The organism is Limnobaculum xujianqingii (genome assembly GCF_013394855.1).
In the GTDB taxonomy this organism is placed as follows: domain Bacteria; phylum Pseudomonadota; class Gammaproteobacteria; order Enterobacterales; family Enterobacteriaceae; genus Limnobaculum; species Limnobaculum xujianqingii.
The window spans coordinates 2,468,556-2,492,315 of record NZ_JABMLK010000001.1; the positions used below are offsets into that span (position 1 = coordinate 2,468,556).

The window sequence follows — 23,760 nt, forward strand, 5'->3', positions numbered from 1 at the left end:
TATCAGAATATTCACTAAAACAATAATAAATAAATGTCACCAATTCACTTGAGGATAATGGTCAACACTGAGATCCACTAAGCCTGAGTAATCAATAATCTCAACATGACTATCAATAAGTAGCAATAACCCCCGGGCCTCAATATCTTCCCGAAGCACATAAATATTTATTGGGTTACGCTGAATAAACAGTGCCAACCAGCGGCTATCTTTCAATGCCGCCGTTACACCATCCTGCAACAATACCAACACATCATCCTGCGCGATGGTATTGACCAGTGCATTCATATCAATTTGATAAGGCGAATGTGAGACAGTATGTAACACGCTTAATCCTTAAAAAGTTAACACTACGTCATAACCCGATAAATGCTCATGCATTTGCTGCTGATTCAGGCGAATTGCGTTAATGATTAATGCGGCATCCTGATTAATCCCACGTTCAAACATTGAATCCGTACAAACAAAACATTGCTCAATATCGTATAACGCCAGGACACCAAAGGTGGCAATATAGTTACGCATCAGTATCTGCTCAGGTTGTTGTCCGGGAAGTAACTGAAAAACACCATCTGAAAGAAAGAACAGGCCGATTTCTTCTGTCAGGGCAGAGGTTGCTAAAACAGCGTCTAACCCTTCTCTACCGCCTGAAGAACCATGAGGAACATGAGTAAAAACAAAGGCTATTTTCTTCATATCCAGCCTGCCTAAAACTGCATGACGCGATCGCAAGTCAGCATCGCTTCCGCTAATGAACCCAATCCACTTAGCACAAATCCCGGTTGCAAATTAGCCGTCGTTTGTTGACGCAATGCAGCTTCTTGTTCATCCACTACGCCACGACGCAACGCGGCGGCGACACAAACATTCAGCACGGTTCCTTGTTGCTCCGCTAATCGTTGCCAGGCTCGGACTAAATCAAATTCGTCACTGGCAGGCGATATCAGCTGATTAGCATTGCTAATCCCTTCCTGATAAAAGAATACGCTCTCCAACTTATGACCACGGGTAATCAATGCCTGCGCAAATTGCCAAGCGCTGGTTGCCTGCTGAGTACCATAAGCCGGGCCGGTAACTACCAGCGTATAGCTCAGACTCACCGCTCATTTCCTGAAAAATCACCGTTCTTAAACTGACGGATATAGAGATAAACCGTGTGTTTAGAGATATTCAGACGATCGGCGACCTGATTAATTGAATCTTTAATATCGAAAATCCCTTTTTCATACAGATTAAGTACAATTTGGCGATTCTTGGCATTATTTGATACGTTCCGATCCGCATTCACTTCTTCGATACTGAATTCCAAAGTTTGAGCAACCAGATCGTCAACCGATGAGGCAAAGTTAACATTAGAATGAACGTCTTTGGTTTCCGGTGGAATAAAGGTTTGCATAATCTGGGAGAAAGGCACATCCAGATTCATATTAATACACAGCAATCCAATAACCCGATGATCTTTATTGCGAATAGCAATAGTCAGCGATTTCATTAATGAACCGCTTTTTGCACGAGTGAAGTAGGCTTTAGAAACACTACTGTCATCATTTGACATGGCGTGTAGCATTCGCAATGCCATATCAGTAATTGGAGAACCTATTTTACGACCGGTATGTTCGCCATTAGCAATGCGAATAGCCGAACACTTCAAATCTTCCAGCGAATGTAAAACGATTTCACAATGCGAGCCAATCAGCATAGCTAAGCCATCAACTACCGATTCATAAGAGCGTAGAATATCGTGGTCTTCACTGGTAAATGGCTGCTCATCCAACGTCTCATATTCGCCGGATAGCGGTGAATCAGACATGATAACTCTCCAATATATTTAGTCCATATTGGTCCTCAGACTGAAAAAAACCTGGAGACTCATTCTTAACAAGTGTTGGATAGTTTAACAAAAACAGTACCGACATAAGAAATAAAAAAACCGCAGTGATATTCTGCGGTTTTTCTTAAGGTCAAAAAATTATTGCTTATCTTTTGCCGGAGCTGCTGGCGCTTCCGCTTTCTCAGACTTAACATCCAGTAATTCAACCTGGAATACTAATGTAGAATTAATTGGAATTCCTGGAACAACGTTTTCACCGTAGGCTAAAGATGGTGGAATAACCATGGTCATTTTTCCGCCTTTCTTCAGGAATTTTAATCCTTCAGTCCAGCCTGGAATCACGCTATCCAGACGGAAAGTAGCTGGCTGGCCACGGGTATAAGAGTTATCAAACTCAGTACCATCGATGAGTGTGCCTTTATAGTTCACTACAACAGAATCGCTGTCAGTCGGTGCGTTACCTGTACCTGCGGTTTCTACTTTATACAATAACCCTGATGCAGTTTTCTTCACACCAGCTTCTTTAGCGAAAGTATCACGATAGGCTGCGCCTTTTTCTTCGTTAACTTTGCCATCAGCCAGCATTTTCGCATGAGCTTTTTCTTTCACGCGGGCTTCAAAGGTCTGTAAGGTTTGTTCAATTTCAGCATCTGTTAATTTGCTTTTGCTTTCAAAAGCATCTTTAAAACCAGCCTGGATTTGGGAGCGATCCAGCACTACACCTAACTTATCCTGATCCTTCAGAGAGTTAGTCATATAACCACCCAGAGAAGCACCTAACGCATAGGCAGCCTTCTGGTCTTCGCTGTCAAACTTAGCCGGCGCGGCACTTTTTGGTGCTGCTGTTGCAGCAGTATTGGCCATTGCCCCGGTAGCGAAAGCCATTGCGGTCGCTAACAGCGTTACTTTAAATAATGATTTCATCTACATCTCCGGTGATAGGACATATGTTGTTATGCGATAAAACAGAATTCGAATTCTATACCATACAGGCTAATTCTAAACCGGCACAAAGAATATCAGAAATATATTATTGCTCAGAAATAATAGCCCATTATGCTAATTACTCATGTTTGACAACATAAATTAAAATGGTTCGCTGAAATGAGGAATTGTCTTCATTAGCGAACCATAAATCATTATATCGCACAGATAAATAACCACACTCAGTCTTTCGGCTAAGCTATTGGTGATTATTTCGATTTAGCCGGATTAACCTGCAGTACTTTAATATTAAAAATTAACGTAGCATTTGGAGGAATGCCCGGTAAAGCACCCTTAGCACCATAACCTTGCTCTGGCGGTACGACCAATTTAATTTCTCCGCCTCTGCCCGCCAGTTTAATACCGCTACGTAATGCAGGAATAACATCCGCTACTTTTAAAGTAATTGGCGAAGCTGTTTTTTCAAACACGGCACCATTTACCCGCATACCCTGTAGCTCAACGACAACAATGTCTTTATCTGTAATTGCTGCACCACTGCCTTTCTTATCAACGAAATAAAGCAATCCTGTTTTGCTTTTCTTCACGCCATCCATTTTAGAGAATTCAGCCTGATACGCATCACCCATCTCACGTTCCCGTGCGGCTTCTTGCTCCATCTTGGCTTTATTCAAGGTGTTGACCTGATCGTCAAACGCCGCCATGGTTTTTTTGACCATCGCTTCATCCATTTTTATATCACTGGCAAAAGTATCAACAATACCCGCCAGCACAATATTAGGATCAAGCGTAATATGCAGTTTCTTCTGTTGAGCCATATTTTCCTGCAGGTAACGCGCCAGCGTTACGCCACTGGCATAGGCGCGTTTCTGTTCTTCACTGTTCAGAGAAAATTTTACTGATGATAATGGCGTGGTTTCCAACTCAGTGACTGCCGGGGCAGGCTCTTTCTTTGGCTCTGCGGTTGAGACGACTTCACCAGTTGTCGATACCGAAGTAGCATTAGCCGGGGCCGTTTCTGCAACTGGAGTGGCTTCTGTAGCGGCTGTTTTTTCCGCAGATGCTGGCGCTGCATCGGTTGCAGCAGGAGTTTCACTCACTACCGGAGCTGTTTCTACAACAGGGGTAGAGTTTGTCGCCGCAGGCTCAGTGACAGCTTGCTGCGTACTCGTCTTTGGGTCTGTTGGTACGCTATCCTTAGCAGGTTCTGCAGTTGAAGATGGCTGGCTATTCTTCTGTTCTTCCGCTGTAACGGGTGCCGTATCAGCCGCTTGTTCAACCTTTGCTGCTTCAGGTTGAGATGGTGCAGCCGTTGTCGCTGGTTGAACAGCAGTAGCACTTTGTTCAGCTTTAGTATCTGACGCAGCAGGATTAGCGAATACGGTAAAAACAGGTAGCGTTAACAACAACGCCCCAATCGCATATGAAGGCTTATTTAAAAAAGACATCAATATATTCCTTGTGTTTCATTGTAGAATAGAGCCATTAACGGTCATCATCTCCTGCCAGTTGCATTACTGGCAAGCACACAGATATTTATGCGCATCTTACAAATTTATGCGCTGATTTAATATCACATTCATAGTACGAGATTCATCATGATTCACCGGAGAAAATATGCAACAACTAAACTCTGACAGCCTGTTACAACGACTGGAACTACTGGAGAGTCGTCTGGCTTTTCAAGAGGTGACTATTGAAGATCTCAATCAGGCGGTCATTCAGCATCAACTTGAAATTGCTAAACTTCAGGAGCAGTTAAGACTACTGACAGATAAACTGAAAGCCTCTCAGCCATCGATGATAGCTTCACAGTCAGAAGAATTGCCTCCCCCACATTACTGATATTTCATCAACGCTATAGCGGCGACTCAGACAAAAAATAAAATGGCAGCTTTAGTTAAGCTGCCATTTTTTTACTTCTTAAATGATGATTAGTGGCTGCAGCCACAACCACCATGACCTTTACCATGACCACCACAGCCACCTTCACCGTGTTCGTGATCATGATCGTGACCGCCACCACCGCAGCAACCACCGCCATCACCGTGACCATGACCGCCACAGCAGCCACCTTCACCATGTTCGTGATCGTGCTCACCGTGAACATGACCATGAGCCAGTTCTTCCGGTGTTGCTTCACGAATAGCAACAACTTCAACATTAAAGTTAAGGTTTTGGCCGGCCAGCATATGGTTGCCATCAACGACTACGTGGTCGTCTTCTACTTCAGTGATTTCAACCGGCACAGGACCTTGATCGGTATCAGCCAGGAAACGCATACCTACCTGAAGCTCGTCAACACCCATAAATACATCTTTAGGTACACGCTGAACCAAGACTTCATCATAGTTACCATAAGCTTCGTTAGCCGGTACAAACACGTCAAAACGATCGCCTACGTTATGATCTTCTAATGCTTTTTCTAAACCTGCGATCAGAGAACCATGTCCATGCAGATAATCTAACGGTGCGCTCACCGGAGACTCATCAACTAATACACCGTCTTCTGTACGAACCTGATAGGCCAGGCTGACCACTAGGTCTTTTGCTACTTTCATGATTTCTCCTACCGTTGATACTTAATTTCCGCTGATTGTAGCTGAAATCAACGGCGCTGTACTCACTGAGATAAAAATTTAGGCAACTTTATATTACTAAGTATGATGAAAGTCGACTAATTGATTGAGATCCTGTGGCCCTTCAGCCTATCTTTTTTTCGACTAATCACGTTCTTCATGCCGGGCTTCCTGTACTTCATCATCCAGATCCCAGGCGTCAGATAGCTTACTGTCATGCTGAATTTCTCGCTGGAACAGATTTTCCAGTTCACGCCGCGCTTCCGCTACCCGAGATATCTGCTGAACTTCACCCTGTCGAACAGGTACCAGTTCACGCAGCATATTCTCATCCAGACGCTTAAAGTACTGTTGAGCACGATAGGCCTGATGAGGATGCATGCCCAAATCGATAAGTGCCTTACGCCCTAAATCAAGAGCACTGGAGAATGTTTCCCGGGAAAATAATTCAACACCGGCGCTCAACAGTTCATGAGCCTCTACCCGCCCTCTGGCTCGCGCCAGAATCGACAGATTAGGGAAGTATTGCTGACACAGACGAACTACCGTCATAGTCTCTTCCGGTAAATCACTGGCGATAATAATGGCTTTGGCTTTTTCCGCACCAGCAGCGCGTAGCAAATCAAGTTCTGTTGCATCACCGTAATAAACTTTATAACCGTAGCTGCGCAATATACTTACCTGACTGACATCCCGCTCCAGTACGGTCAGACGGATTTCATTTGCCATCAACAAGCGGCCAATCACCTGACCGAAACGACCAAATCCAACCACTATCACCTGAGGTTCATCATCTTCGACATCAGATGCCTGAGTCGGTTCATCTCCAGGGTTATAACGGCGGGCCAATATCTTATCAACCAACTGCATTAATATTGGTGTGGTCATCATAGAGATAGTCACCACCACCAACAGCATAGCTATCTGTTCTGAATTGAAAATATTCTGAGACTTCGCCGCAGCAAACAGTACAAAGGCAAATTCACCTCCCTGGCTGAGTACCGCAGAAAACTGTAATCGTTCTGAACGGTTAATTCGGAAGAAACGGGCTAACCCATATAACACGACGCTTTTGACCAGTAACAGAACACATACCCCCACTAACACCTGTAGGATATGAGAATAGAAAACCCCTAAGTTGAGTACCATTCCGACGGAAATAAAAAACAGCCCTAACAGCAGACCCTTAAACGGTTCAATAGCCACTTCAAGTTCATGCTGATACTCGCTTTCTGCCAGTAGCACACCCGCCAGGAAAGTACCCAGCGCCATGGAGAATCCTATCTGCTGCATAAGCACGGCTGCGCCCAATACCACCAACAGCGCGGTGGCGGTAAACACTTCCCGTACCCCTGAAGCAGCAACATAGCGAAAAATTGGACGCAATAAATAACGACAGCCCAACACTAAAATTGCCAGTCCAACCACTTTACTGAGAATGGTAAACCAATCTGCGCCGGTTCCACCTGTTCCCGCTAAAATGGGTACCAGTGCCAGTGCCGGAACAACAGCCATATCCTGAAACAGCAGCACCGCAAAGCCTGACTGTCCGCCATCACCGCGCATTCCCTTCTCTTTCATCAACTGTAGGGCCATTGCAGTAGATGACATGGACAGGCCAATGGCACCAATAATTGCCGCAGACAAACCAAACCCGGCCCAATATAGCAATCCGCAAAGAACGGCGCTGGTTATCAATACCTGAGCAGTACCCAAGCCAAAAATGGGCTTTCTCATTTTCCACAGCTTGGCCGGATTCAATTCCAGACCAATAACAAACAGCAGCAGAACTACGCCCATTTCAGAAAAATGAAGGATTTCATCAACATCATTAATCAGTCGAAATCCCCAAGGCCCAATAGCAATACCGGCTACCAAATAACCCAGCACCGCGCCAATACCAATACGTTTTGCCAGAGGAACCGCCAAAACGGCCACGGAGAGAAAAACTAAAACAGCGATAAGTTGGGGTGAAGTATCCATTATTCGCTATCCTCTTCTGCGGACACACTAAGCCATTCGGCATATTTCAGCGCATGTTGCTGTAATTCATCCTCTTCCAGGCGGCGGGCACGATAAATGATCATTGGGTCAACCCACTCCATTCCACAGGCTTTAGCCATGATCCTGAATGGCAGCAGGATATCGTCGAAGGTATAACCCACCGACCCTCCAGGCTGATAGTTACTCTCGGTGGCGCCAGCTGTGACCACCAGACGAAAACGCTTACCAGAAAGTTCATTAGCACCAATACTGCCAGCAAATTGCAGGTTTAATACCCGATCAATCCACTCTTTCATTAATGCAGGGCAGCTATAGGTATGGATGGGGAACTGAAAAATAATAACCTCGTGATCTCTTAATAATTGATGTTCACGATGGGCATTAATAAAAAAATCGGGATAGTAAGCATACAAATCACGGACTGTGACGTTATCCAAATTGCGGATAACCTTTAATAACGCCTTATTGGCAACCGAGCGCTTGGGCTCCGGATGAGCAAACAAGACGAGGGCTTTTGGCAAGTGCGACATTTTCGCTTCCCCTAAACATCGTCATCACTGACATTTTCCGCTACCATGCATGGCTTATAAATTACTGGTGTGAATCAATGGTGGTTTTATACAACCGTCGCACTCTGTAAGTTTAGCCAGTAAATTGAAATATTGAACAATAATAATATTAAAAAGAGGCTGTTACGAATAAGCAGGCTCTCAATTGTCAATATGGCTAAGTGCTTTACTTTTAAACAATAATATTAAAAATAGTGTAGCGGCTGCTGTTGTACTCCTCTCACTGTTTTCTATCAATAGTTTCATGCCGTACTTATTTTTAAAGTCGGGTATTCACTGTTGATGACCCAGCGACTAATAACTTGATATGTGGCCCTATGATTGTTTTTTCTTCATTACAGATTCGACGTGGCGTTAACGTCCTGCTTGATAACGCAACAGCAACCATCAATCCTGGACAAAAAGTGGGACTGGTAGGTAAAAACGGCTGTGGAAAATCGACGCTGCTAGCACTACTAAAAGGTGAACTGTCGGCAGACGGTGGCAACGCCACCTTTCCGGCCAGTTGGGCTTTATCATGGGTCAATCAGGAAACACCGGCATTAGATATTCCCGCCGTTGAATATGTGATTGATGGCGATCGGGAGTACCGTCGGCTTGAACATGCGTTAGCAGAAGCCAATGAGAAAAACGACGGTAACGAAATTGCTTCACTGCACGGCAAACTGGATGCCATACAGGCATGGACCATCTATCCTCGCGCTTCCAGTTTGTTACACGGTTTAGGTTTCTCTCAGGAACAGTTACAACAACCGGTAAGTGCCTTTTCCGGCGGCTGGCGTATGCGACTGAACCTGGCTCAGGCTCTGCTTTGCCGTTCCGACTTACTGCTGCTCGATGAACCGACCAACCACCTCGATTTAGATGCGGTAATCTGGCTGGAGAAATGGCTGAAAAGCTATGAAGGTACTCTGATCCTGATTTCCCACGACCGGGATTTCCTTGATCCTATCGTGGATAAAATTTTGCATATCGAGCAGCAACAGCTGTTTGAATATACCGGCAACTACTCCTCCTTTGAACGCCAGCGCGCCACTAAGCTGTCGCAACAGCAGGCGCTGTATCAAAGCCAGCAAGAGAAAGTTGCTCATCTACAAAGCTATATCGATCGCTTTAAAGCTCAGGCAACCAAAGCCAAACAGGCACAAAGCCGAATTAAAATGTTAGAGCGCATGGAGCTGATCGCTCCTGCTCACGTTGATAACCCTTTCAGCTTTAGTTTCCGCCAGCCAGAAAGCTTACCGAATCCACTATTGAGAATGGAAAAAGTCAGTGCGGGTTACGGCGATAAAACCATTTTGCAATCCATCAAGCTGAATCTGGTACCCGGCTCACGTATCGGTTTACTGGGGCGTAACGGTGCAGGTAAATCTACATTAATCAAACTTTTGGCGGGAGAATTAGCACCTCAACAGGGGGAAATTGGTTTAGCTAAGGGGATCAAATTGGGTTACTTTGCCCAGCATCAATTGGAAACCCTTCGTCCTGACGAATCACCATTACAACATCTTAGCCGTCTGGCCCCGCAAGAATATGAGCAACCGCTACGGGATTATCTGGGAGGTTTTGGTTTTCGCGGTGATAAAGTCAGCGAAAATACCGAGCGCTTCTCCGGAGGAGAAAAAGCCCGTTTAGTGTTGGCATTAATTGTCTGGCTGCGTCCGAATTTACTGCTGCTCGATGAACCTACTAACCACCTCGATCTGGATATGCGTCAGGCACTGACCGAAGCGCTGATTGATTTTGATGGCGCTCTGGTGGTTGTTTCCCACGATCGTCATTTACTACGTTCCACTACCGATGAGCTCTATTTAGTTCATGACAAAAAGGTAGAGCCTTTCGACGGTGATTTAGAAGATTACCAGCAGTGGTTAGTTGAGCTGCAAAAACAAGAAATGCAACCGGAAGCGAATGATAAAGAGCCAACCGCGAACAGCGCTCAGGCACGTAAAGATCAGAAACGTCGTGAAGCAGACTTCCGCACTCAAACTCAGCCCATTCGTAAAAAGATCGACAAACTGGATATTGAACTCAATAAGCTGGCAAAACAGTTGAGTGATATTGAGCTGGCACTGTCGGATACCGCTATTTATGAGGCGGATAAAAAAGCCGAACTGACAAAACTGCTGCAACAGCAGGTTAGCGTGAAGTTAGCTCAGGAAGAAACCGAGATGAACTGGCTGGAATTGCAGGAGCAGTTGGAAGAGATGACGGCGGTGTTTAATCAAGGGGAATGATTAACGTTAAATATCAGATGCGGTGATACACATCGCCTCTGACAGTTCAGTTTAGTCCCTTAAGATAGCCAATCGACGGGAGGGACGGGTGTTGGGGTCGACTTGGCGTGAGCCAACGAAGCGCCCCTAACCCGGCCAGGCCTGGCGCGCTCTACAGCTGAGTACAAACGATCTTCCGGCCGAGTACGAAGGTGATTTGGGCAACATCGTTTTTACGGCCGGAATATTCACCAAAGCTGATTTAATAGCAGTTTCAGGCGACAATACACACCGCCTCTGCTGATAATGTTCTGGTTTCACTACAACCAGATAAGCACCACGCAGCCTGCCGTCAAAATACCCATGGTGATATTAAAAATCGCCCACGATTTGCGACTTTGCAGCAAACGACCAATGGCAGAACCAAAACCCATCCAGATAAATCCGGCCACCAGATTTACCATAAACATGGCAATACTAATGGCTATCACTGATGCACTGTACATACTCCCTGCCAGGCTGTAGCTGGCTATCGAGCCAATGCCCATTAACCAGGCTTTAGGATTTAATGCCTGTAACAGTAACCCCTGATATAACCGAACCGGCTGTGCTGTGCCTTTTTCAGTCTCCAGCTTTTCATAACGAGAAGTGGCTATTTTCCACGCCAGCCAAATCAGGTAGAGGCTACCCGCAATTTTCAGCGCCAGATGTAACGAAGGATAAGCAGTTACCAATGTACCAACACCCATGGCAACTAACAGCAGCAGCAATTGCATGCCAATCATAATGCCAAACATCAACGGTAAAGAACGGGTGAAACCGAAGTTAGCAGTTGAAGAGGTGAGTAACATATTATTTGGACCCGGTGTAACTGCCGCTATCCATAGAAACATCGACATAGAAAGAAACCAGCCTAACTCCATTCTGTATAACCCTTTACCAGTGAGAGATGTTTAATCATTCCATTCAAGCTAGCAGTGTGATATTGATCGCACAAGTCCCCAAGAGTGAATTTAATTTTGTTATGGATGCACAATTTCGGCCCATACCGGGCACCGGTAACCCACACATACAAACTCTGCTACCCCGGATTATCCGCAGAAAGATTAGTCTGGACCCCGTGTGGCAGCGTCTGGAACTTCCGGACGGCGATTTTATTGATGTTGCCTGGAGCGAAGACCCTCATCAGGCCAAACATAAACCGCGTCTGATATTGTTTCATGGTTTAGAAGGCAATTTTTATAGCCCTTATGCCCATGGTTTGCTGGCGGTTTGTCGGCAAAACGGCTGGTTGGGGGCCGTTATGCATTTTCGCGGTTGTAGCGGTGAACCTAACCGTAGCCCTCGTGCTTATCATTCTGGCGAAACCAGCGATACTCGATTTTTTCTCAACTGGTTACAAGATACATTGGGAGAAGCACCTACTGCCGCAGTAGGTTACTCGCTGGGTGGCAATATGTTAGGTTGCTATCTGGCTGAAGAAGGTGACAAAGTTCCACTTGAGGCAGCAGTCATTGTCTCCGCTCCGCTGATGCTCGGTCCCTGTTCCCGTCGTTTAGAGCAAGGTCTGTCGAGAGTTTATCACCGCTATCTGCTGGGTTTACTTAAGCAAAGTACCAAACGTAAGCTCATTCGCTATCCTGGTATTATGCCGCTGCCCGGCTTATCACTGAAAAATATACGTTCTATTCGTGAGTTTGATGATGCTCTTACAGCACCATTACATGGATTTAAAGATTCCACCGATTATTATCAAAAGTGCAGTGCTCTACCGGTATTGCATCAGGTACGCATTCCTTTGCTGATTATTCACGCCAAAGACGATCCCTTTATGTCACCGGAAGTGATTCCGGCAAAAAACAGCCTGCCCGAAAATATTGAATATCAGTTAACGGAACACGGCGGTCACGTTGGCTTTGTCAGTGGTACATGGAAAAAGCCACAGATGTGGCTGGAACATCGTATCCCTGAATGGTTAACCCGCTATCTGGAGAAAAACAAATGATGATCCCGTGGCAGCAACTGGCTCCCGAAACGCTGGAAAGTATTATTGAATCCTTTGTTTTGCGTGAAGGCACCGATTACGGAGAACACGAAAGATCACTACAGCAGAAAGTCGATGACGTTAAGCGTCAGCTAAAAAGCGGTCAGGTCATATTGGTTTGGTCAGAACTACATGAAACCATCAATATTATGCCCAAAGATCGTTTCAGTGATGATATGGAAGAACAACCTTATCCGGAGTATTGATTCATCTGAATAAAATTTTATGACAGCCCTGCATCAATCCGACTATGCTCTGGTAATAATAATGAAAATTAAGGAATCAGGTTAATGTCAGCAAAACATCCAATCATTGCAGTTACTGGTTCCAGTGGAGCCGGTACTACTACCACCAGTCTGGCCTTCAGGAAGATCTTTCAGCAGTTAAATTTAAGTGCCGCACGCATTGATGGTGATGCATATCATCGCTATACACGCCCGGAGATGGATGCGGAAATCCGTAAAGCCAGAGAGCAAGGTCGCCATATCAGCTATTTTGGCCCCGAGGCCAATGACTTTGCACTGTTGGAAAACAGCTTTATTGAATACGGAAAAACCGGAAACGGACGCACACGTAAGTACTTGCATACTTATGATGAAGCGGTCCCCTATAACCAAACCCCGGGTACCTTTACTCCCTGGCAACCGTTACCTGAAACCACAGACTTGCTGTTTTATGAAGGACTGCATGGTGGCATCGTCACCGCTAAGCATAATGTTGCCCAGCATGTCGATCTGCTGGTTGGCGTAGTTCCTATCGTTAACCTGGAATGGATACAAAAGCTAATCCGCGACACGGTGGAGCGAGAACACTCCCGGGAAGCCGTGCTGGATTCCGTAGTTCGCTCTATGGATGACTACATCAATTACATCACCCCACAGTTTTCCCGGACTCATATCAACTTCCAGCGCGTCCCCACCGTTGATACTTCTGATCCATTTTCTGCGAAGAGTATTCCAACGATGGACGAAAGTCTGGTAGTTATTCACTTCAGGGGGCTGACAGGCATTGATTTTCCCTATTTACTGGTCATGTTACAGGGATCGTTTATCTCCCAAACAAACACTCTGGTCATTCCGGGAGGAAAATTGGGGCTGGCAATGGAGTTAATTATCACACCATTAATACAGCAACTATTAGAAGGCAGAATATTAGAATAGGGAAATGAGGGTAAAACAGGCGAATAACCCGAATCAGCGCCGCTTAACCCTCATTTTAGTAAGACAACACGAGACTCTTGGCTCAACCTGTGTTAAAATCATAGTGTGGGTACAATAGATAAATTAGAGTTCGCTCAGGCTGATGTGGCACCAGCCCACAAACACCTCTATATTCTTTTTTACATCAGCTATAATAGCGCTCACCTGGCAAGTTATATGCTTCGGGGCGGGTAAGATTTTCGGCAAGCTTCTCGCTTTGCTGTGTTAGGCAGTGACTACAAAGAGGATAACAACAAATGGTTCTCGGCAAACCGCAAACAGACCCTACTCTCGAATGGTTTTTATCTCATTGTCATATTCATAAATATCCATCCAAGAGCACACTTATTCACCAAGGTGAAAAAGCAGAAACTCTTTACTATATTGTAAAGGGTGCCGTAGCCGTTCTGATTAAGGATGAAGAAGGTAAAGAGATGATCCTCTCCTATCTCAATCAGGGGGATTTCATCGGAGAACTTGGCCTGTTTGAAGAAGGTCAGGAACGCAGTGCCTGGGTCAGGGCAAAAACAGCATGTGAAGTTGCTGAAATTTCATATAAGAAATTTCGCCAGCTGATTCAAGTTAACCCGGATATTTTAATGCGTTTATCCGCTCAGATGGCCAGCCGCTTACAGGTTACCTCTGAGAAAGTAGGAAGCCTTGCCTTCCTTGATGTTACGGGCCGTATCGCACAAACATTACTCAATCTGGCTAAACAACCGGATGCAATGACCCATCCAGACGGAATGCAAATCAAGATCACCCGTCAGGAAATTGGTCAAATTGTTGGATGTTCCCGTGAAACGGTAGGACGTATTTTAAAAATGCTGGAAGATCAAAATCTGATCTCCGCTCATGGAAAGACTATCGTTGTCTACGGGACTCGTTAAATAATAAAGAGAAGCGGATAGGTTTAGGGCCTCCAGTTGCCATATCCGCTTCCCTTTACCCGGGAGGCCTATGTGGCGACGAGTCATTTATCATCCAGAAGTCAATTATGCTCTGCGCCAAACGTTAGTTCTCTGTTTGCCTGTCTTGCTGTTTTGGCTACTCGACGACCTGGCAACCGGCTTTTTACTCTCCCTTGTTCCTGCCTGCTGCAGTATTGGTGGTTTGGATACTCCCCATAAACACTTTTTCAAACGGCTGGCTATTGGCGGCGGGTTGTTTGTTATCAGTAGTGTATTGTTGCAGTTTCTTCTGTTGTGGTCGGTTCCACTACCGATCTGCATGCTTATTCTGACGCTATTATTTGGCGTAACGGCAGAAATTAGTCCGCTTTATGGTCGGTTAATGCCTGCTGCATTAGTCACCGCTATTTTTACCCTCAGTATGGCGGGCAACTTACCTGTTTGGCGAGTAGCCATGTTATTTGCCATTGGCACAGTCTGGTATGGTTTGTTTATCCATCTGTGGTTTCGGCTTTGGCAAGAACAGCCCATGCGAGAATCACTTAACCTGCTTTTCCGTCAGTTAGCCTGTTATTTTGAAGAGAAGTACAGCTTACTGACCCAGCACACCGACCCGGAGAAAGCTCTCCCTCCACTACTGTTACAACAACAGAAAGTGATGGACATCATCTCATTGATTTATCAGCAAATTTATATGATCCCTAACCTGAAACACCCTCGTCATCGGCGATTAATTCAGGCGTTTCAAGTGGCCCTCGATTTGCAGGAACACATTACCGTCAGTTTGCACCAGCCAGTCGAGGTACAAAAACTGGTTGAACAGAGTCAGGCCGAAGCCATCATTCGTCATAATGCAAAGACCATTAGTCAACGTTTGCAGGCATTAGCCGATAATATTCTCTATCACCGCCGTTCAACGCCTTTCAATATGGATTCTGAGTTATCAGCACTGGCAAAAATTGCCCGACAGCATCCGGATAATCCGGTAGGAACTTTTTGTTATTATCATTTCAGCCGTATTGCTCACTTACTTAGCCGCCAAAAGCCTCTATACAACCGAACACTGATGCCGATGCAAAGTCGTCTTCCTTTTTTGCAGGCGCTAAAAAGTTATTGTTCCCTTAAATCTGCCGCATTCAAAAATGCCGCACGCCTTGGCCTCACATTAGCGGCAGGCGCCGGCATTGGGCTGACGCTCAATCTACCCAAGCCTTATTGGATACTAATGACCATTATGGTGGTCAGCCAGAATGGCTATAACGCGACCCGTATTCGAATTCAGCACCGCTCACTGGGCACCATGATAGGTATTCTTGCCGGAGCGGCAATTTTGCATCTCTACTACTCTCAGAACCTGATGTTGATTTTGATGTTGGTACTGACATTTTGCTCTTATCTAATAGTACGTAAGAATTATGGTATGGCGGTGATTGGGTTCACCATTACCGCGCTCTATACCTTACAGATTATCTCTAACAGTGGTATGAACTACCTGTTGCCACGTCTTATCGATACGGTTATTGGCTGTATGCTGGCATTTGCCAGTAGCCTGTGGCTGTGGCCTCAATGGCAAAGCGCACTGTTACGTAAAAATGCTCACAACGCACTGGAGACCTATCAACAGCATCTGCGGCAAATATTTAATATGGGCACAGATGTTGCTGAACTGGCCTATACCCGAATGAGAGTTAATCAGGCTCACAATACGCTTTTTACCGCATTGAATCAGGCCATGCAGGAACCGGGATTCAATACCCGCTATCTGGCCGATATGCGTCTTTGGGTTACCCATAGCCAGTTTTTGGTTGAGCATCTGAACGCGATAACAACCATCGCCCGAGACCAATATGTACTGGTTCCCGCGTTGGCACAGAAGTATTTAAACGCTTGTGAAGTCCTGATTCAGATTTGTCAGCAGCGTCTGGAATATGACGGCCCCAGCGGTGATACCAGCATATTACCGATTGTGGAATCCGGGGATGATAAAGATGAGTTATCAGAGATCTCGATGGAGAAACATATCGAAAGGATACTGGCACACCTTACGACAATGCATACTATTTCTTCACTAGCGTGGCAGCAGAGGCCGCATCATGGAATGTGGTTGAAGAGGAGATTGAGAGAAGAGGGGTAGCTAATAATTTTTTGAAAATTTACCTCGGTGGATATTCCGGCCGTAAACACTATGTATTCATATCTTCACTGTGCTCGGCCGGAAGGGCTATGTACTCAGCTTCGGAGTGCTTCGGGCCTAGCCGGGCTACGGGCACTTCGTTGGCTTACGCCAAATCGACCCCCACGCCCGTCTTTCCCTCAGTTTAACTCTGCTAGTTCATAACTATTTTCAGTTTCAACTAGTTACCTTTCGCTTCAACCATTTGTTTTACCGCTTTTTCAAAGCAATCCATCCCCTGTTGTAGATCTTTTTCCGGGATAACCAGAGATGGAGCAAAACGGATTACGTTAGGGCCGGCATTAAGCAACATCAGGCCATTTTCTACTGATGCAGCAAGAAACTCTCGCGCCATGCCCTGATAACCAGGCTGTAGTTCGGCACCGATTAGCAAGCCAAGGCCGCGAACGTCGGTGAATACATGATAAAGCTGATTAATTTCTTCCAGACGGGTAACGATGTATTCATAGCGTGATTGCACACCCGACAGTACTTCCGGGGTATTGATCACATCAAACGCCGCTTCTGCTACTGCACAGGCCAATGGATTACCGCCATAGGTGGTGCCATGAACACCGGGTTCCATTACTTGTGCCACTTCATCAGTGGTTAACATAGCACTAATAGGGAAACCACCACCCAGTGCTTTGGCTGAAGTTAAAATATCCGGAACGATACCGTATTGCATATAGGTAAACAGTGAACCGGTTCTACCCATGCCAGACTGTACTTCATCAAATACTAATAGCGCTTTATATTGATCGCACAGCTCTCTAACTCCGCGCAGAAACTCAGCGTCAACCGGGGTGATTCCCCCTTCTCCCTGAACCGGTTCCAGTACCACGGCACAAGTGTGGTCATCAATAACGGCTTTAACAGCATCCAGATCGTTAAAAGGAATATGCACGATATCTGCTGGTTTTGGGCCAAAACCGTCAGAGTATTTAGGCTGTCCACCAACGGAAACGGTAAACAGGGTGCGGCCATGGAAGGCATTATTAAACGCAATAATTTTGGTTTTATAAGGGCTATGGCGAGTAATGGCATAACGGCGAGCTAGCTTAAATGCGGCCTCATTGGCTTCAGCACCAGAGTTAGCAAAAAACACCCGGTCGGCAAAGGTTGAATCAATCAGTTTCCGGGCCAGTCGCAAAGCAGGTTCATTGGTAAATAAATTACTGGTATGCCAAATCATCTCCCCCTGAGTCTTCAATGCATGAACTAAAGCAGGATGACAATGACCTAAGGCGGTAACCGCAATACCGCTGGAAAAATCGATATACTCATTTCCCTGCTGATCCCAGACGCGACTACCCTTACCTTTAACCGGTACAAAAGCTGCTGGCGCATACACGGGTAACATAACGTTATCAAAAGTATTGCGATTAACTGATGTATTACTATCCATAAAACTGCCCTATTGATTTCACCGCGAATGACTCCACACTACCAAAATTGCATATAAAATCAATTTATATAAATAAAAATACAAATAAAAATCTTACAACACCTAATAATCAATTAATTACCACAACTCTCGCAATAAATAATAATTCACAATTATTCAATAATTAATCATGCCATGCTGTGGCTACCACGGTGATTTTGGTCACAGATCTCAAACTTTCCCGCCAAAACATTCTAGACCTACTTGTATGGTAGTTAATCCAGAAGTATCTTGTGTTCACTTTCTATACCGAATTAGTTCTCTTTATTCCGTCAGGATGGATGCATTATGAAAATCGTAAAGGCTGAAGTTTTTGTTACCTGCCCGGGCCGTAACTTCGTTACCGTCAAGATCACTACTGATGAAGGCATTTATGGCGTGGGTGATGCCACTCTCAATGGGCGAGAGCTCTCCGTTGCCTCCTACCTTAAAGACCATCTTTGCCCACAATTGATTGGTCGCGACGCTCACCAAATTGAAGATATCTGGCAATTTTTCTATAAAGGCGCTTACTGGCGTCGTGGTCCGGTCACCATGTCTGCTATCTCCGCTATTGATATGGCCCTATGGGATATCAAAGGTAAAGCGGCAAACATGCCAGTTTATCAACTGCTCGGTGGTGCTTCACGTACCGGGGTTATGGTTTATTGCCATACCACTGGCCGCACCATTGATGAAGTACTGGAAGACTACGCTAAACACAAAGAGATGGGCTTTAAAGCTATTCGTGTTCAGTGTGGCGTGCCAGGAATGAAAACCACCTATGGTTTAAGCAAAGGTAAAAACCTGGCTTATGAACCAGCTACCAAAGGTCACCACCCGGAAGAACAGCTGTGGTCTACCGAGAAATATCTGGATTTCACACCAAAACTATTTGATGCCGTACGTAATAAGTTCGGTTTTGATGAGCATCTGCTGCACGACATGCATCATCGCCTGACGCCAATTGAAGCCGCGCGTTTTGGCAAAAGCATTGAAGATTACCGTATGTTCTGGATGGAAGATCCAACACCAGCGGAAAATCAGGAGTGCTTCCGTCTGATCCGTCAACATACCGTTACCCCTATCGCCGTAGGCGAAGTGTTCAACAGTATCTGGGACTGCAAACAGCTGATTGAAGAACAGCTGATCGACTATATCCGTACCACCATCACTCATGCCGGCGGAATTACCCATATGCACCGCATTGCTGATTTTGCAGCCATGTACCAGGTGCGTACCGGTTCTCATGGTCCATCCGATCTCTCACCAATTTGCCACGCTGCAGCCCTGCATTTTGACCTGTGGGTGCCGAATTTTGGCGTGCAGGAATATATGGGTTACTCCGAGCAAATGCTGGAAGTCTTCCCCCATAACTGGACCTTTGATGATGGCTATATGCACCCAAGCGATAAGCCTGGTCTGGGCATCGACTTCGATGAAAAGCTGGCTGCCAAATATCCCTATGAAGCCGCCTACTTACCTGTTGCCCGTTTAACTGACGGCACACTGTGGAACTGGTGATTAAGGAAAACAATATGAAAAGCGTAGTCATTCAACAACCCGAAGTTTTAGTGATTGAAGATCGCCCGGTACCACAGCCACAAGCTGGTGAAGTGCGTCTGCGGGTGGAAAGTGCCGGTATCTGTGGTTCCGACGTGCATATTTATCGTGGTCATAATCCTTTTGCGAAATACCCGCGCGTTATCGGTCATGAGTTCTTTGGCCGCATTGATGCGGTTGGTGAAGGCGTTGATACATCCCGTGTTGGTCAGCGTGTGGTTGGCGATCCGGTGGTCAGCTGTGGTCACTGCTACCCGTGCTCAGTGGGCCGCCCGAATGTTTGTACCTCTTTACAAGTTATTGGGGTTCATCGTGATGGCGGGTTCAGTGAATACATCACTCTGCCAGCCAAGAATGCCCATATTATTCCTGACAGCATCCCGGATCGGGAAGCGACCATGATTGAGCCTTTTACTATCGCTGCAAATATCTGCAGTCAGATGAACCCTGGCCCTCTGGATGTTGCTCTGGTATATGGCGCAGGCCCAATGGGTTTGACCTCTATTCAGGCACTACGTGGCGTATACGGCGTTAAAGAGATTATTGTTGCGGATCGTATTGATGAGCGCTTAGCCATGGCTAAAGAAAACGGTGCCGATCGCGTAATTAACAATACCGATATCGACCTTACCGCAGAGCTGGCAAAGCTGGGTATCCGCCCCACTCTGATTATTGATGCTGCATGTCACCCGTCAATTTTGCCGGAAGCCATTGGTTTGGCATCACCAGCAGCCCGTATTGGCATTATGGGTTTCTCTTCCGACCCTTGCGTCATTAACCAACAGGGTATCACCAGTAAAGAGCTGACTATTTATAGCTCCCGCCTCAACAGTAATCGTTTCCCGATGGTTATTGACTGGATGAACAGCAAAAAAATCCATCCAGAAAAACTCATTACACATCAATTTGATTACACACAAGTCGTTGAAGCAATGGAGATATTTGAAAAAGATCCTAAGTTCTGTTGCAAAGTTTTATTGAAGTTTTAACAGAAAACCTCTGTACCCAAACCTTTTCTGTATATATAACAACAACTGTAGAGAGCAGAAATATGACTAAAAGCATGGAATCAACAAATAATAAACCGGAAAGAAGTACTTCTGATCTGGTTAAGGCCGCAGTTTCCGGCTGGCTGGGAACCGCACTCGAATTTATGGATTTTCAGCTGTACTCACTGGGTGCCGCGCTGGTTTTCCATGAGATTTTTTTCCCTGAGCAATCGGCAGCGATGGCGCTGATTCTGGCAATGGGAACCTACGGCGCAGGATATATTGCGCGTATCGTTGGCGCCTTTATCTTCGGCAGAATGGGCGACACCCTTGGCAGAAAAAAAGTTCTGTTTATTACCATCACCATGATGGGTATCTGTACCACGCTAATTGGCGTACTACCTACTTACGCTCAAATTGGTATCTTTGCGCCTCTATTATTGATTACTTTACGTATCATTCAGGGGCTGGGCGCAGGAGCTGAAATCTCCGGTGCAGGCACTATGCTGGCAGAATACGCCCCTAAAGGTAAGCGCGGCATTATCTCTTCACTGGTTGCTATGGGAACCAACTGCGGAACATTGAGCGCAACAGCGATTTGGGCAGTAATGTTTGTTCTGCTCGACAGAGAACAGCTGCTTGACTGGGGATGGCGTATCCCGTTCCTGTCCAGCGTAGTTGTTATGATCTTTGCAGTTTGGTTACGGATGAACCTGAAAGAAAGCCCGGTCTTTGAGCAGGCCAGCGAAACCGCCGCTACTGAAACAGCAGCCGCGAAAAAGGCCGCCTCTGAAGAAAGCTCCATTCTTTCAATGTTCACCAGCAAATCCTTCTGGCTGGCAACCGGACTACGCTTTGGGCAGGCGGGTAACTCTGGCCTGATTCAAACCTTTCTGGCTGGTTATTTAGTACAAACACTGCTATTTGAAAAACGTATTCCAACTGATGCATTAATGATCAGTTCAATTCTTGGATTCCTGACCATTCCGCTGTTGGGCTGGCTGTCTGACAAAATTGGTCGCCGTCTGCCTTATATTGTGCTGAGCATCAGTGCCATTATCTTAGCCTACCCAATGCTATCAATGATTGTTGATAAAACCGGCGAAGTTAATGTGATTATGGCCTGCATTATCGTTATCCATAACGTTGCGGTACTGGGTCTGTTCGCCCTTGAAAACATTACTATGGCCGAAATGTTTGGCTCACGTAATCGCTTTACCCGGATGGCTATTTCTAAAGAGACTGGTGGTCTGGTCGCGGTAGGTTTTGGCCCGGTACTGGCAGGTATTTTCTGTAACATGACCGACTCCTGGTGGCCAATCGTGGTGATGATTATTGTCTATTCATCTATCGGTTTAATCTCGGCTATCTGCATGCCTGAAGTGAAAGATCGCGACCTGAGCGATCCAAGAGATGCGGCGGAAGTTCCAGCCCATGAGGCAGCAGAGGTTGACGTTCGCCGTGGTGCGGCAGAAGTTTAATCGCATCAGCGCTTATTTATCATTTAACGGGTTAACCGACGATATGAATTTATCAAACAAATCATTACGCGATCTGCCGAAAAATGTCGTAGTGCCGAGCTACGACAGAACCAAACTTCAGACTCGAATTGTGCATTTAGGCTTCGGCGCGTTTCACCGCGCCCACCAGGCAGTTTATGCCGATATTCTGGCATCAGAATACGGTAGCAACTGGGGATATTGTGAAGTTAACCTGATTGGTGGCGAACAGCAGATTAGTGACTTGAACGCACAGGAGCTGTTGTATTCGGTAGCTGAAATGGCTTCTGAAGGCTGGTCAGGTCGTGTGGTGGGCGTGGTTCGCCGCGCTATTCATGGTGAAGTTGATGGAATCAACAGCGTGCTGGAAGCCATGGCACAACCAGAGATTGCCATCGTTTCCATTACCATTACTGAGAAAGGCTATTGTTACCAGCCAGCTACCGGTACGTTAATTGAAGATCACCCACTGATTCAGCATGATATCGCTAACCCATCAATGCCAAAATCAGCACCCGGCGCGATAGTTCAGGCTTTACGGTTGCGTCGTGACCGCAATCTTCCCGCTTTTAGCGTGATGTCCTGCGATAATATGCCGGAAAACGGTTACGTAACCCGTAATGTGGTTCTGGCGTTAGCCCGTATTCAGGATGCTCAACTGGCAAACTGGATTGAAACTAACGTCAGTTTCCCATCCACGATGGTGGACCGTATTGTACCTGCCGTTACCCCGGAAACGCTGGAGAAAATAACGCAACAGCTTGGTGGAATTAACGATCCGGCAGGCGTAGCCTGCGAACCGTTCCGCCAGTGGGTGATTGAGGATAACTTTGTTAATGGTCGCCCTGAGTGGGAAAAAGCCGGGGCAGAGCTGGTAGAAGATGTGCTGCCATTTGAAGAAATGAAACTGCGTATGCTAAACGGCAGCCATTCATTTCTGGCCTATCTCGGCTATCTGGCAGGATATCAGCATATTAACGACTGTATGCAGGACGACAACTACGCCACAGCTGCTCGCCATCTGATGCTAAGCGAGCAGGCACCAACGTTGCGTACTCAGGGTGTTGATTTGGAAGCCTATGCCGATTCATTACTTAACCGCTATCGCAATACAGCCCTGAAGCACCGTACCTGGCAAATCGCGATGGATGGAACGCAGAAGCTGCCACAGCGGATGCTGGATTCAGTACGCTACCATCTTGCCCATAACAGCCGCTTTGACTGTCTGGCGTTGGGGATTGCGGCCTGGATGCGCTACGTTGGTGGTATTGATGAGCAAGGGCAACCGATTGAAGTTAGCGATCCATTGCTGGAACAGTTAAAAGCACTGGTTGCTGCAAGTGATGAAGGTGCTGAACGAGTAAAAGCATTGCTGTCACTGGAAGTGGTGTTTGGTAAAGAGCTGCCGCAAAACACTCGCTTTGTTACGGTTGTGACAGAAGCCTATTTGCAGTTGTTAAAGTCTGGCGCGAAACAGAGTGTTGCTTTGTTACTTAGACAGTTCTGATAAATCAGCAACTGTGTATATTCCGACCGTAAAAACACAGTGCTTATGTCTACACTGGTAACGGTCGGAAAACCGTCTGTACTTAGCTACGAAGTGCGTCGGGCCTGGCCGGGTTAGGGGCCGTTACAAAACACCTTCGGTGTTTTGCCCTACGGGCCAGCGCTAGCGCTGTTCAAACAGGCTTTGCCTGTTTGTCGTTGGCTTACGCCAAGTCGACCCCAACACCCGTCCCTCCCGTCGATTAGCTATCTTAGGAACTATCTGGCTTTATCATCAATCTGAAATAACCTCCCTCTCGGGTGGTT

22 protein-coding genes are annotated in these 23,760 nt (G+C 46.1%); 11 read left to right on the top strand and 11 right to left on the bottom strand.

Annotation, left to right across the window (positions count from 1 at the left end):
- Positions 1–36: 36 nt before the first annotated feature.
- The 6 genes from tusB to GOL65_RS11240 all read right to left on the bottom strand — a co-directional run bounded on the left by tusB (position 37) and on the right by GOL65_RS11240 (position 4,224).
- Positions 37–327, bottom strand: a complete 291-nt coding sequence (gene tusB, locus GOL65_RS11215) for a sulfurtransferase complex subunit TusB (RefSeq protein WP_140918846.1) — start codon at positions 325–327, stop codon at positions 37–39.
- Positions 328–336: 9 nt separating this feature from the next.
- A complete protein-coding gene (tusC, locus tag GOL65_RS11220) occupies positions 337–696 on the bottom strand; it encodes a sulfurtransferase complex subunit TusC (protein ID WP_140918847.1) in 360 nt (119 codons plus the stop codon).
- Between the two features lie 11 nt (positions 697–707).
- Positions 708–1,094, bottom strand: coding sequence for a sulfurtransferase complex subunit TusD (tusD, locus tag GOL65_RS11225; RefSeq protein ID WP_140919177.1), 387 nt, complete (start codon positions 1,092–1,094; stop codon positions 708–710).
- 2 nt (positions 1,095–1,096) lie between these two features.
- Entirely contained in the window at positions 1,097–1,810 is a 714-nt protein-coding gene (locus GOL65_RS11230; RefSeq protein WP_140918848.1) for a helix-turn-helix transcriptional regulator, read from the bottom strand.
- A 159-nt stretch (positions 1,811–1,969) separates the two neighbouring features.
- The gene (gene fkpA, locus GOL65_RS11235; RefSeq protein ID WP_140918849.1) at positions 1,970–2,755 is read right to left on the bottom strand and encodes an FKBP-type peptidyl-prolyl cis-trans isomerase; all 786 of its coding nucleotides are present in this window, start codon (positions 2,753–2,755) and stop codon (positions 1,970–1,972) included.
- A 269-nt stretch (positions 2,756–3,024) separates the two neighbouring features.
- Positions 3,025–4,224 (bottom strand): FKBP-type peptidyl-prolyl cis-trans isomerase, encoded by a 1,200-nt coding sequence (locus GOL65_RS11240; RefSeq protein WP_140918850.1) that lies wholly within the window; start codon positions 4,222–4,224, stop codon positions 3,025–3,027.
- Between the two features lie 169 nt (positions 4,225–4,393).
- Here GOL65_RS11240 and GOL65_RS11245 point away from each other — a divergent pair, with 169 nt between their 5' ends.
- Positions 4,394–4,621, top strand: coding sequence for a protein SlyX (locus GOL65_RS11245; protein ID WP_140918851.1), 228 nt, complete (start codon positions 4,394–4,396; stop codon positions 4,619–4,621).
- Between the two features lie 89 nt (positions 4,622–4,710).
- On the opposite strand, the gene slyD is transcribed toward GOL65_RS11245, so the two are convergent.
- The 3 genes from slyD to kefG all read right to left on the bottom strand — a co-directional run bounded on the left by slyD (position 4,711) and on the right by kefG (position 7,889).
- Positions 4,711–5,337 carry a peptidylprolyl isomerase gene (gene slyD / locus GOL65_RS11250; RefSeq protein ID WP_130593157.1) on the bottom strand — a complete coding sequence of 209 codons (627 nt, stop codon included), beginning with the start codon at positions 5,335–5,337 and terminating at the stop codon, positions 4,711–4,713.
- Positions 5,338–5,499: 162 nt separating this feature from the next.
- Complete coding sequence (gene kefB / locus GOL65_RS11255; protein WP_140918852.1) at positions 5,500–7,338, bottom strand: glutathione-regulated potassium-efflux system protein KefB; 1,839 nt, start codon at positions 7,336–7,338, stop codon at positions 5,500–5,502.
- A complete protein-coding gene (gene kefG / locus GOL65_RS11260) occupies positions 7,338–7,889 on the bottom strand; it encodes a glutathione-regulated potassium-efflux system ancillary protein KefG (RefSeq protein ID WP_140918853.1) in 552 nt (183 codons plus the stop codon). Before kefG ends, kefB begins: the two co-directional genes overlap by 1 nt.
- Before the next feature lie 356 nt (positions 7,890–8,245).
- Here kefG and GOL65_RS11265 point away from each other — a divergent pair, with 356 nt between their 5' ends.
- Positions 8,246–10,165: an ABC transporter ATP-binding protein gene (locus GOL65_RS11265; protein WP_140918854.1), complete on the top strand. Its 1,920-nt coding sequence runs from the start codon at positions 8,246–8,248 to the stop codon at positions 10,163–10,165.
- Positions 10,166–10,464: 299 nt separating this feature from the next.
- Here GOL65_RS11265 and GOL65_RS11270 read toward each other — a convergent pair whose 3' ends face one another.
- Positions 10,465–11,067: a LysE family translocator gene (locus tag GOL65_RS11270; RefSeq protein WP_140918855.1), complete on the bottom strand. Its 603-nt coding sequence runs from the start codon at positions 11,065–11,067 to the stop codon at positions 10,465–10,467.
- 101 nt (positions 11,068–11,168) lie between these two features.
- On the opposite strand from GOL65_RS11270, the gene GOL65_RS11275 reads away from it, so the two are divergent.
- From GOL65_RS11275 to GOL65_RS11295, 5 genes are all read left to right on the top strand, one after another.
- Positions 11,169–12,149 (top strand): hydrolase, encoded by a 981-nt coding sequence (locus tag GOL65_RS11275; RefSeq protein WP_140918856.1) that lies wholly within the window; start codon positions 11,169–11,171, stop codon positions 12,147–12,149.
- Entirely contained in the window at positions 12,146–12,394 is a 249-nt protein-coding gene (locus GOL65_RS11280) for a YheU family protein (protein ID WP_130593163.1), read from the top strand. Before GOL65_RS11275 ends, GOL65_RS11280 begins: the two co-directional genes overlap by 4 nt.
- Positions 12,395–12,478: 84 nt before the next feature.
- The gene (locus GOL65_RS11285; RefSeq protein WP_140918857.1) at positions 12,479–13,348 is read left to right on the top strand and encodes a phosphoribulokinase; all 870 of its coding nucleotides are present in this window, start codon (positions 12,479–12,481) and stop codon (positions 13,346–13,348) included.
- 296 nt (positions 13,349–13,644) lie between these two features.
- Entirely contained in the window at positions 13,645–14,277 is a 633-nt protein-coding gene (crp, locus tag GOL65_RS11290; RefSeq protein ID WP_027273485.1) for a cAMP-activated global transcriptional regulator CRP, read from the top strand.
- Positions 14,278–14,347: 70 nt separating this feature from the next.
- Positions 14,348–16,432, top strand: coding sequence for a YccS/YhfK family putative transporter (locus tag GOL65_RS11295; protein ID WP_140918858.1), 2,085 nt, complete (start codon positions 14,348–14,350; stop codon positions 16,430–16,432).
- Between the two features lie 220 nt (positions 16,433–16,652).
- Here the strand turns inward: GOL65_RS11295 and argD are convergent, their stop codons facing one another.
- Positions 16,653–17,879 (bottom strand): bifunctional acetylornithine/succinyldiaminopimelate transaminase, encoded by a 1,227-nt coding sequence (gene argD / locus GOL65_RS11300; protein ID WP_140918859.1) that lies wholly within the window; start codon positions 17,877–17,879, stop codon positions 16,653–16,655.
- A 327-nt stretch (positions 17,880–18,206) separates the two neighbouring features.
- Between argD and manD the strand changes: the two genes are divergently transcribed.
- The 4 genes from manD (at position 18,207) to GOL65_RS11320 (ending at position 23,455) form a co-directional block, all read left to right on the top strand.
- Complete coding sequence (gene manD / locus GOL65_RS11305) at positions 18,207–19,421, top strand: D-mannonate dehydratase ManD (protein WP_140918860.1); 1,215 nt, start codon at positions 18,207–18,209, stop codon at positions 19,419–19,421.
- A 14-nt stretch (positions 19,422–19,435) separates the two neighbouring features.
- Complete coding sequence (locus GOL65_RS11310; RefSeq protein ID WP_140918861.1) at positions 19,436–20,449, top strand: Zn-dependent oxidoreductase; 1,014 nt, start codon at positions 19,436–19,438, stop codon at positions 20,447–20,449.
- A gap of 74 nt (positions 20,450–20,523) precedes the next feature.
- Positions 20,524–21,930, top strand: a complete 1,407-nt coding sequence (locus GOL65_RS11315; protein ID WP_140919178.1) for an MFS transporter — start codon at positions 20,524–20,526, stop codon at positions 21,928–21,930.
- A gap of 43 nt (positions 21,931–21,973) precedes the next feature.
- The gene (locus tag GOL65_RS11320; protein WP_140918862.1) at positions 21,974–23,455 is read left to right on the top strand and encodes a mannitol dehydrogenase family protein; all 1,482 of its coding nucleotides are present in this window, start codon (positions 21,974–21,976) and stop codon (positions 23,453–23,455) included.
- Positions 23,456–23,760: the final 305 nt, after the last annotated feature.

Coding starts and splice junctions, on each gene's coding strand:
- GOL65_RS11275 (WP_140918856.1), top strand. CDS start 11,169: ATGGATGCACAATTTCGGCCCATACCGGGCACCGGTAACCCACACATA.
- GOL65_RS11230 (WP_140918848.1), bottom strand. CDS start 1,810: ATGTCTGATTCACCGCTATCCGGCGAATATGAGACGTTGGATGAGCAG.
- argD (WP_140918859.1), bottom strand. CDS start 17,879: ATGGATAGTAATACATCAGTTAATCGCAATACTTTTGATAACGTTATG.
- GOL65_RS11285 (WP_140918857.1), top strand. CDS start 12,479: ATGTCAGCAAAACATCCAATCATTGCAGTTACTGGTTCCAGTGGAGCC.
- GOL65_RS11315 (WP_140919178.1), top strand. CDS start 20,524: ATGGAATCAACAAATAATAAACCGGAAAGAAGTACTTCTGATCTGGTT.
- GOL65_RS11310 (WP_140918861.1), top strand. CDS start 19,436: ATGAAAAGCGTAGTCATTCAACAACCCGAAGTTTTAGTGATTGAAGAT.
- GOL65_RS11320 (WP_140918862.1), top strand. CDS start 21,974: ATGAATTTATCAAACAAATCATTACGCGATCTGCCGAAAAATGTCGTA.
- slyD (WP_130593157.1), bottom strand. CDS start 5,337: ATGAAAGTAGCAAAAGACCTAGTGGTCAGCCTGGCCTATCAGGTTCGT.
- crp (WP_027273485.1), top strand. CDS start 13,645: ATGGTTCTCGGCAAACCGCAAACAGACCCTACTCTCGAATGGTTTTTA.
- GOL65_RS11245 (WP_140918851.1), top strand. CDS start 4,394: ATGCAACAACTAAACTCTGACAGCCTGTTACAACGACTGGAACTACTG.
- kefB (WP_140918852.1), bottom strand. CDS start 7,338: ATGGATACTTCACCCCAACTTATCGCTGTTTTAGTTTTTCTCTCCGTG.
- GOL65_RS11265 (WP_140918854.1), top strand. CDS start 8,246: ATGATTGTTTTTTCTTCATTACAGATTCGACGTGGCGTTAACGTCCTG.
- GOL65_RS11270 (WP_140918855.1), bottom strand. CDS start 11,067: ATGGAGTTAGGCTGGTTTCTTTCTATGTCGATGTTTCTATGGATAGCG.
- kefG (WP_140918853.1), bottom strand. CDS start 7,889: ATGTCGCACTTGCCAAAAGCCCTCGTCTTGTTTGCTCATCCGGAGCCC.
- GOL65_RS11280 (WP_130593163.1), top strand. CDS start 12,146: ATGATGATCCCGTGGCAGCAACTGGCTCCCGAAACGCTGGAAAGTATT.
- tusC (WP_140918847.1), bottom strand. CDS start 696: ATGAAGAAAATAGCCTTTGTTTTTACTCATGTTCCTCATGGTTCTTCA.
- fkpA (WP_140918849.1), bottom strand. CDS start 2,755: ATGAAATCATTATTTAAAGTAACGCTGTTAGCGACCGCAATGGCTTTC.
- manD (WP_140918860.1), top strand. CDS start 18,207: ATGAAAATCGTAAAGGCTGAAGTTTTTGTTACCTGCCCGGGCCGTAAC.
- GOL65_RS11240 (WP_140918850.1), bottom strand. CDS start 4,224: ATGTCTTTTTTAAATAAGCCTTCATATGCGATTGGGGCGTTGTTGTTA.
- GOL65_RS11295 (WP_140918858.1), top strand. CDS start 14,348: ATGTGGCGACGAGTCATTTATCATCCAGAAGTCAATTATGCTCTGCGC.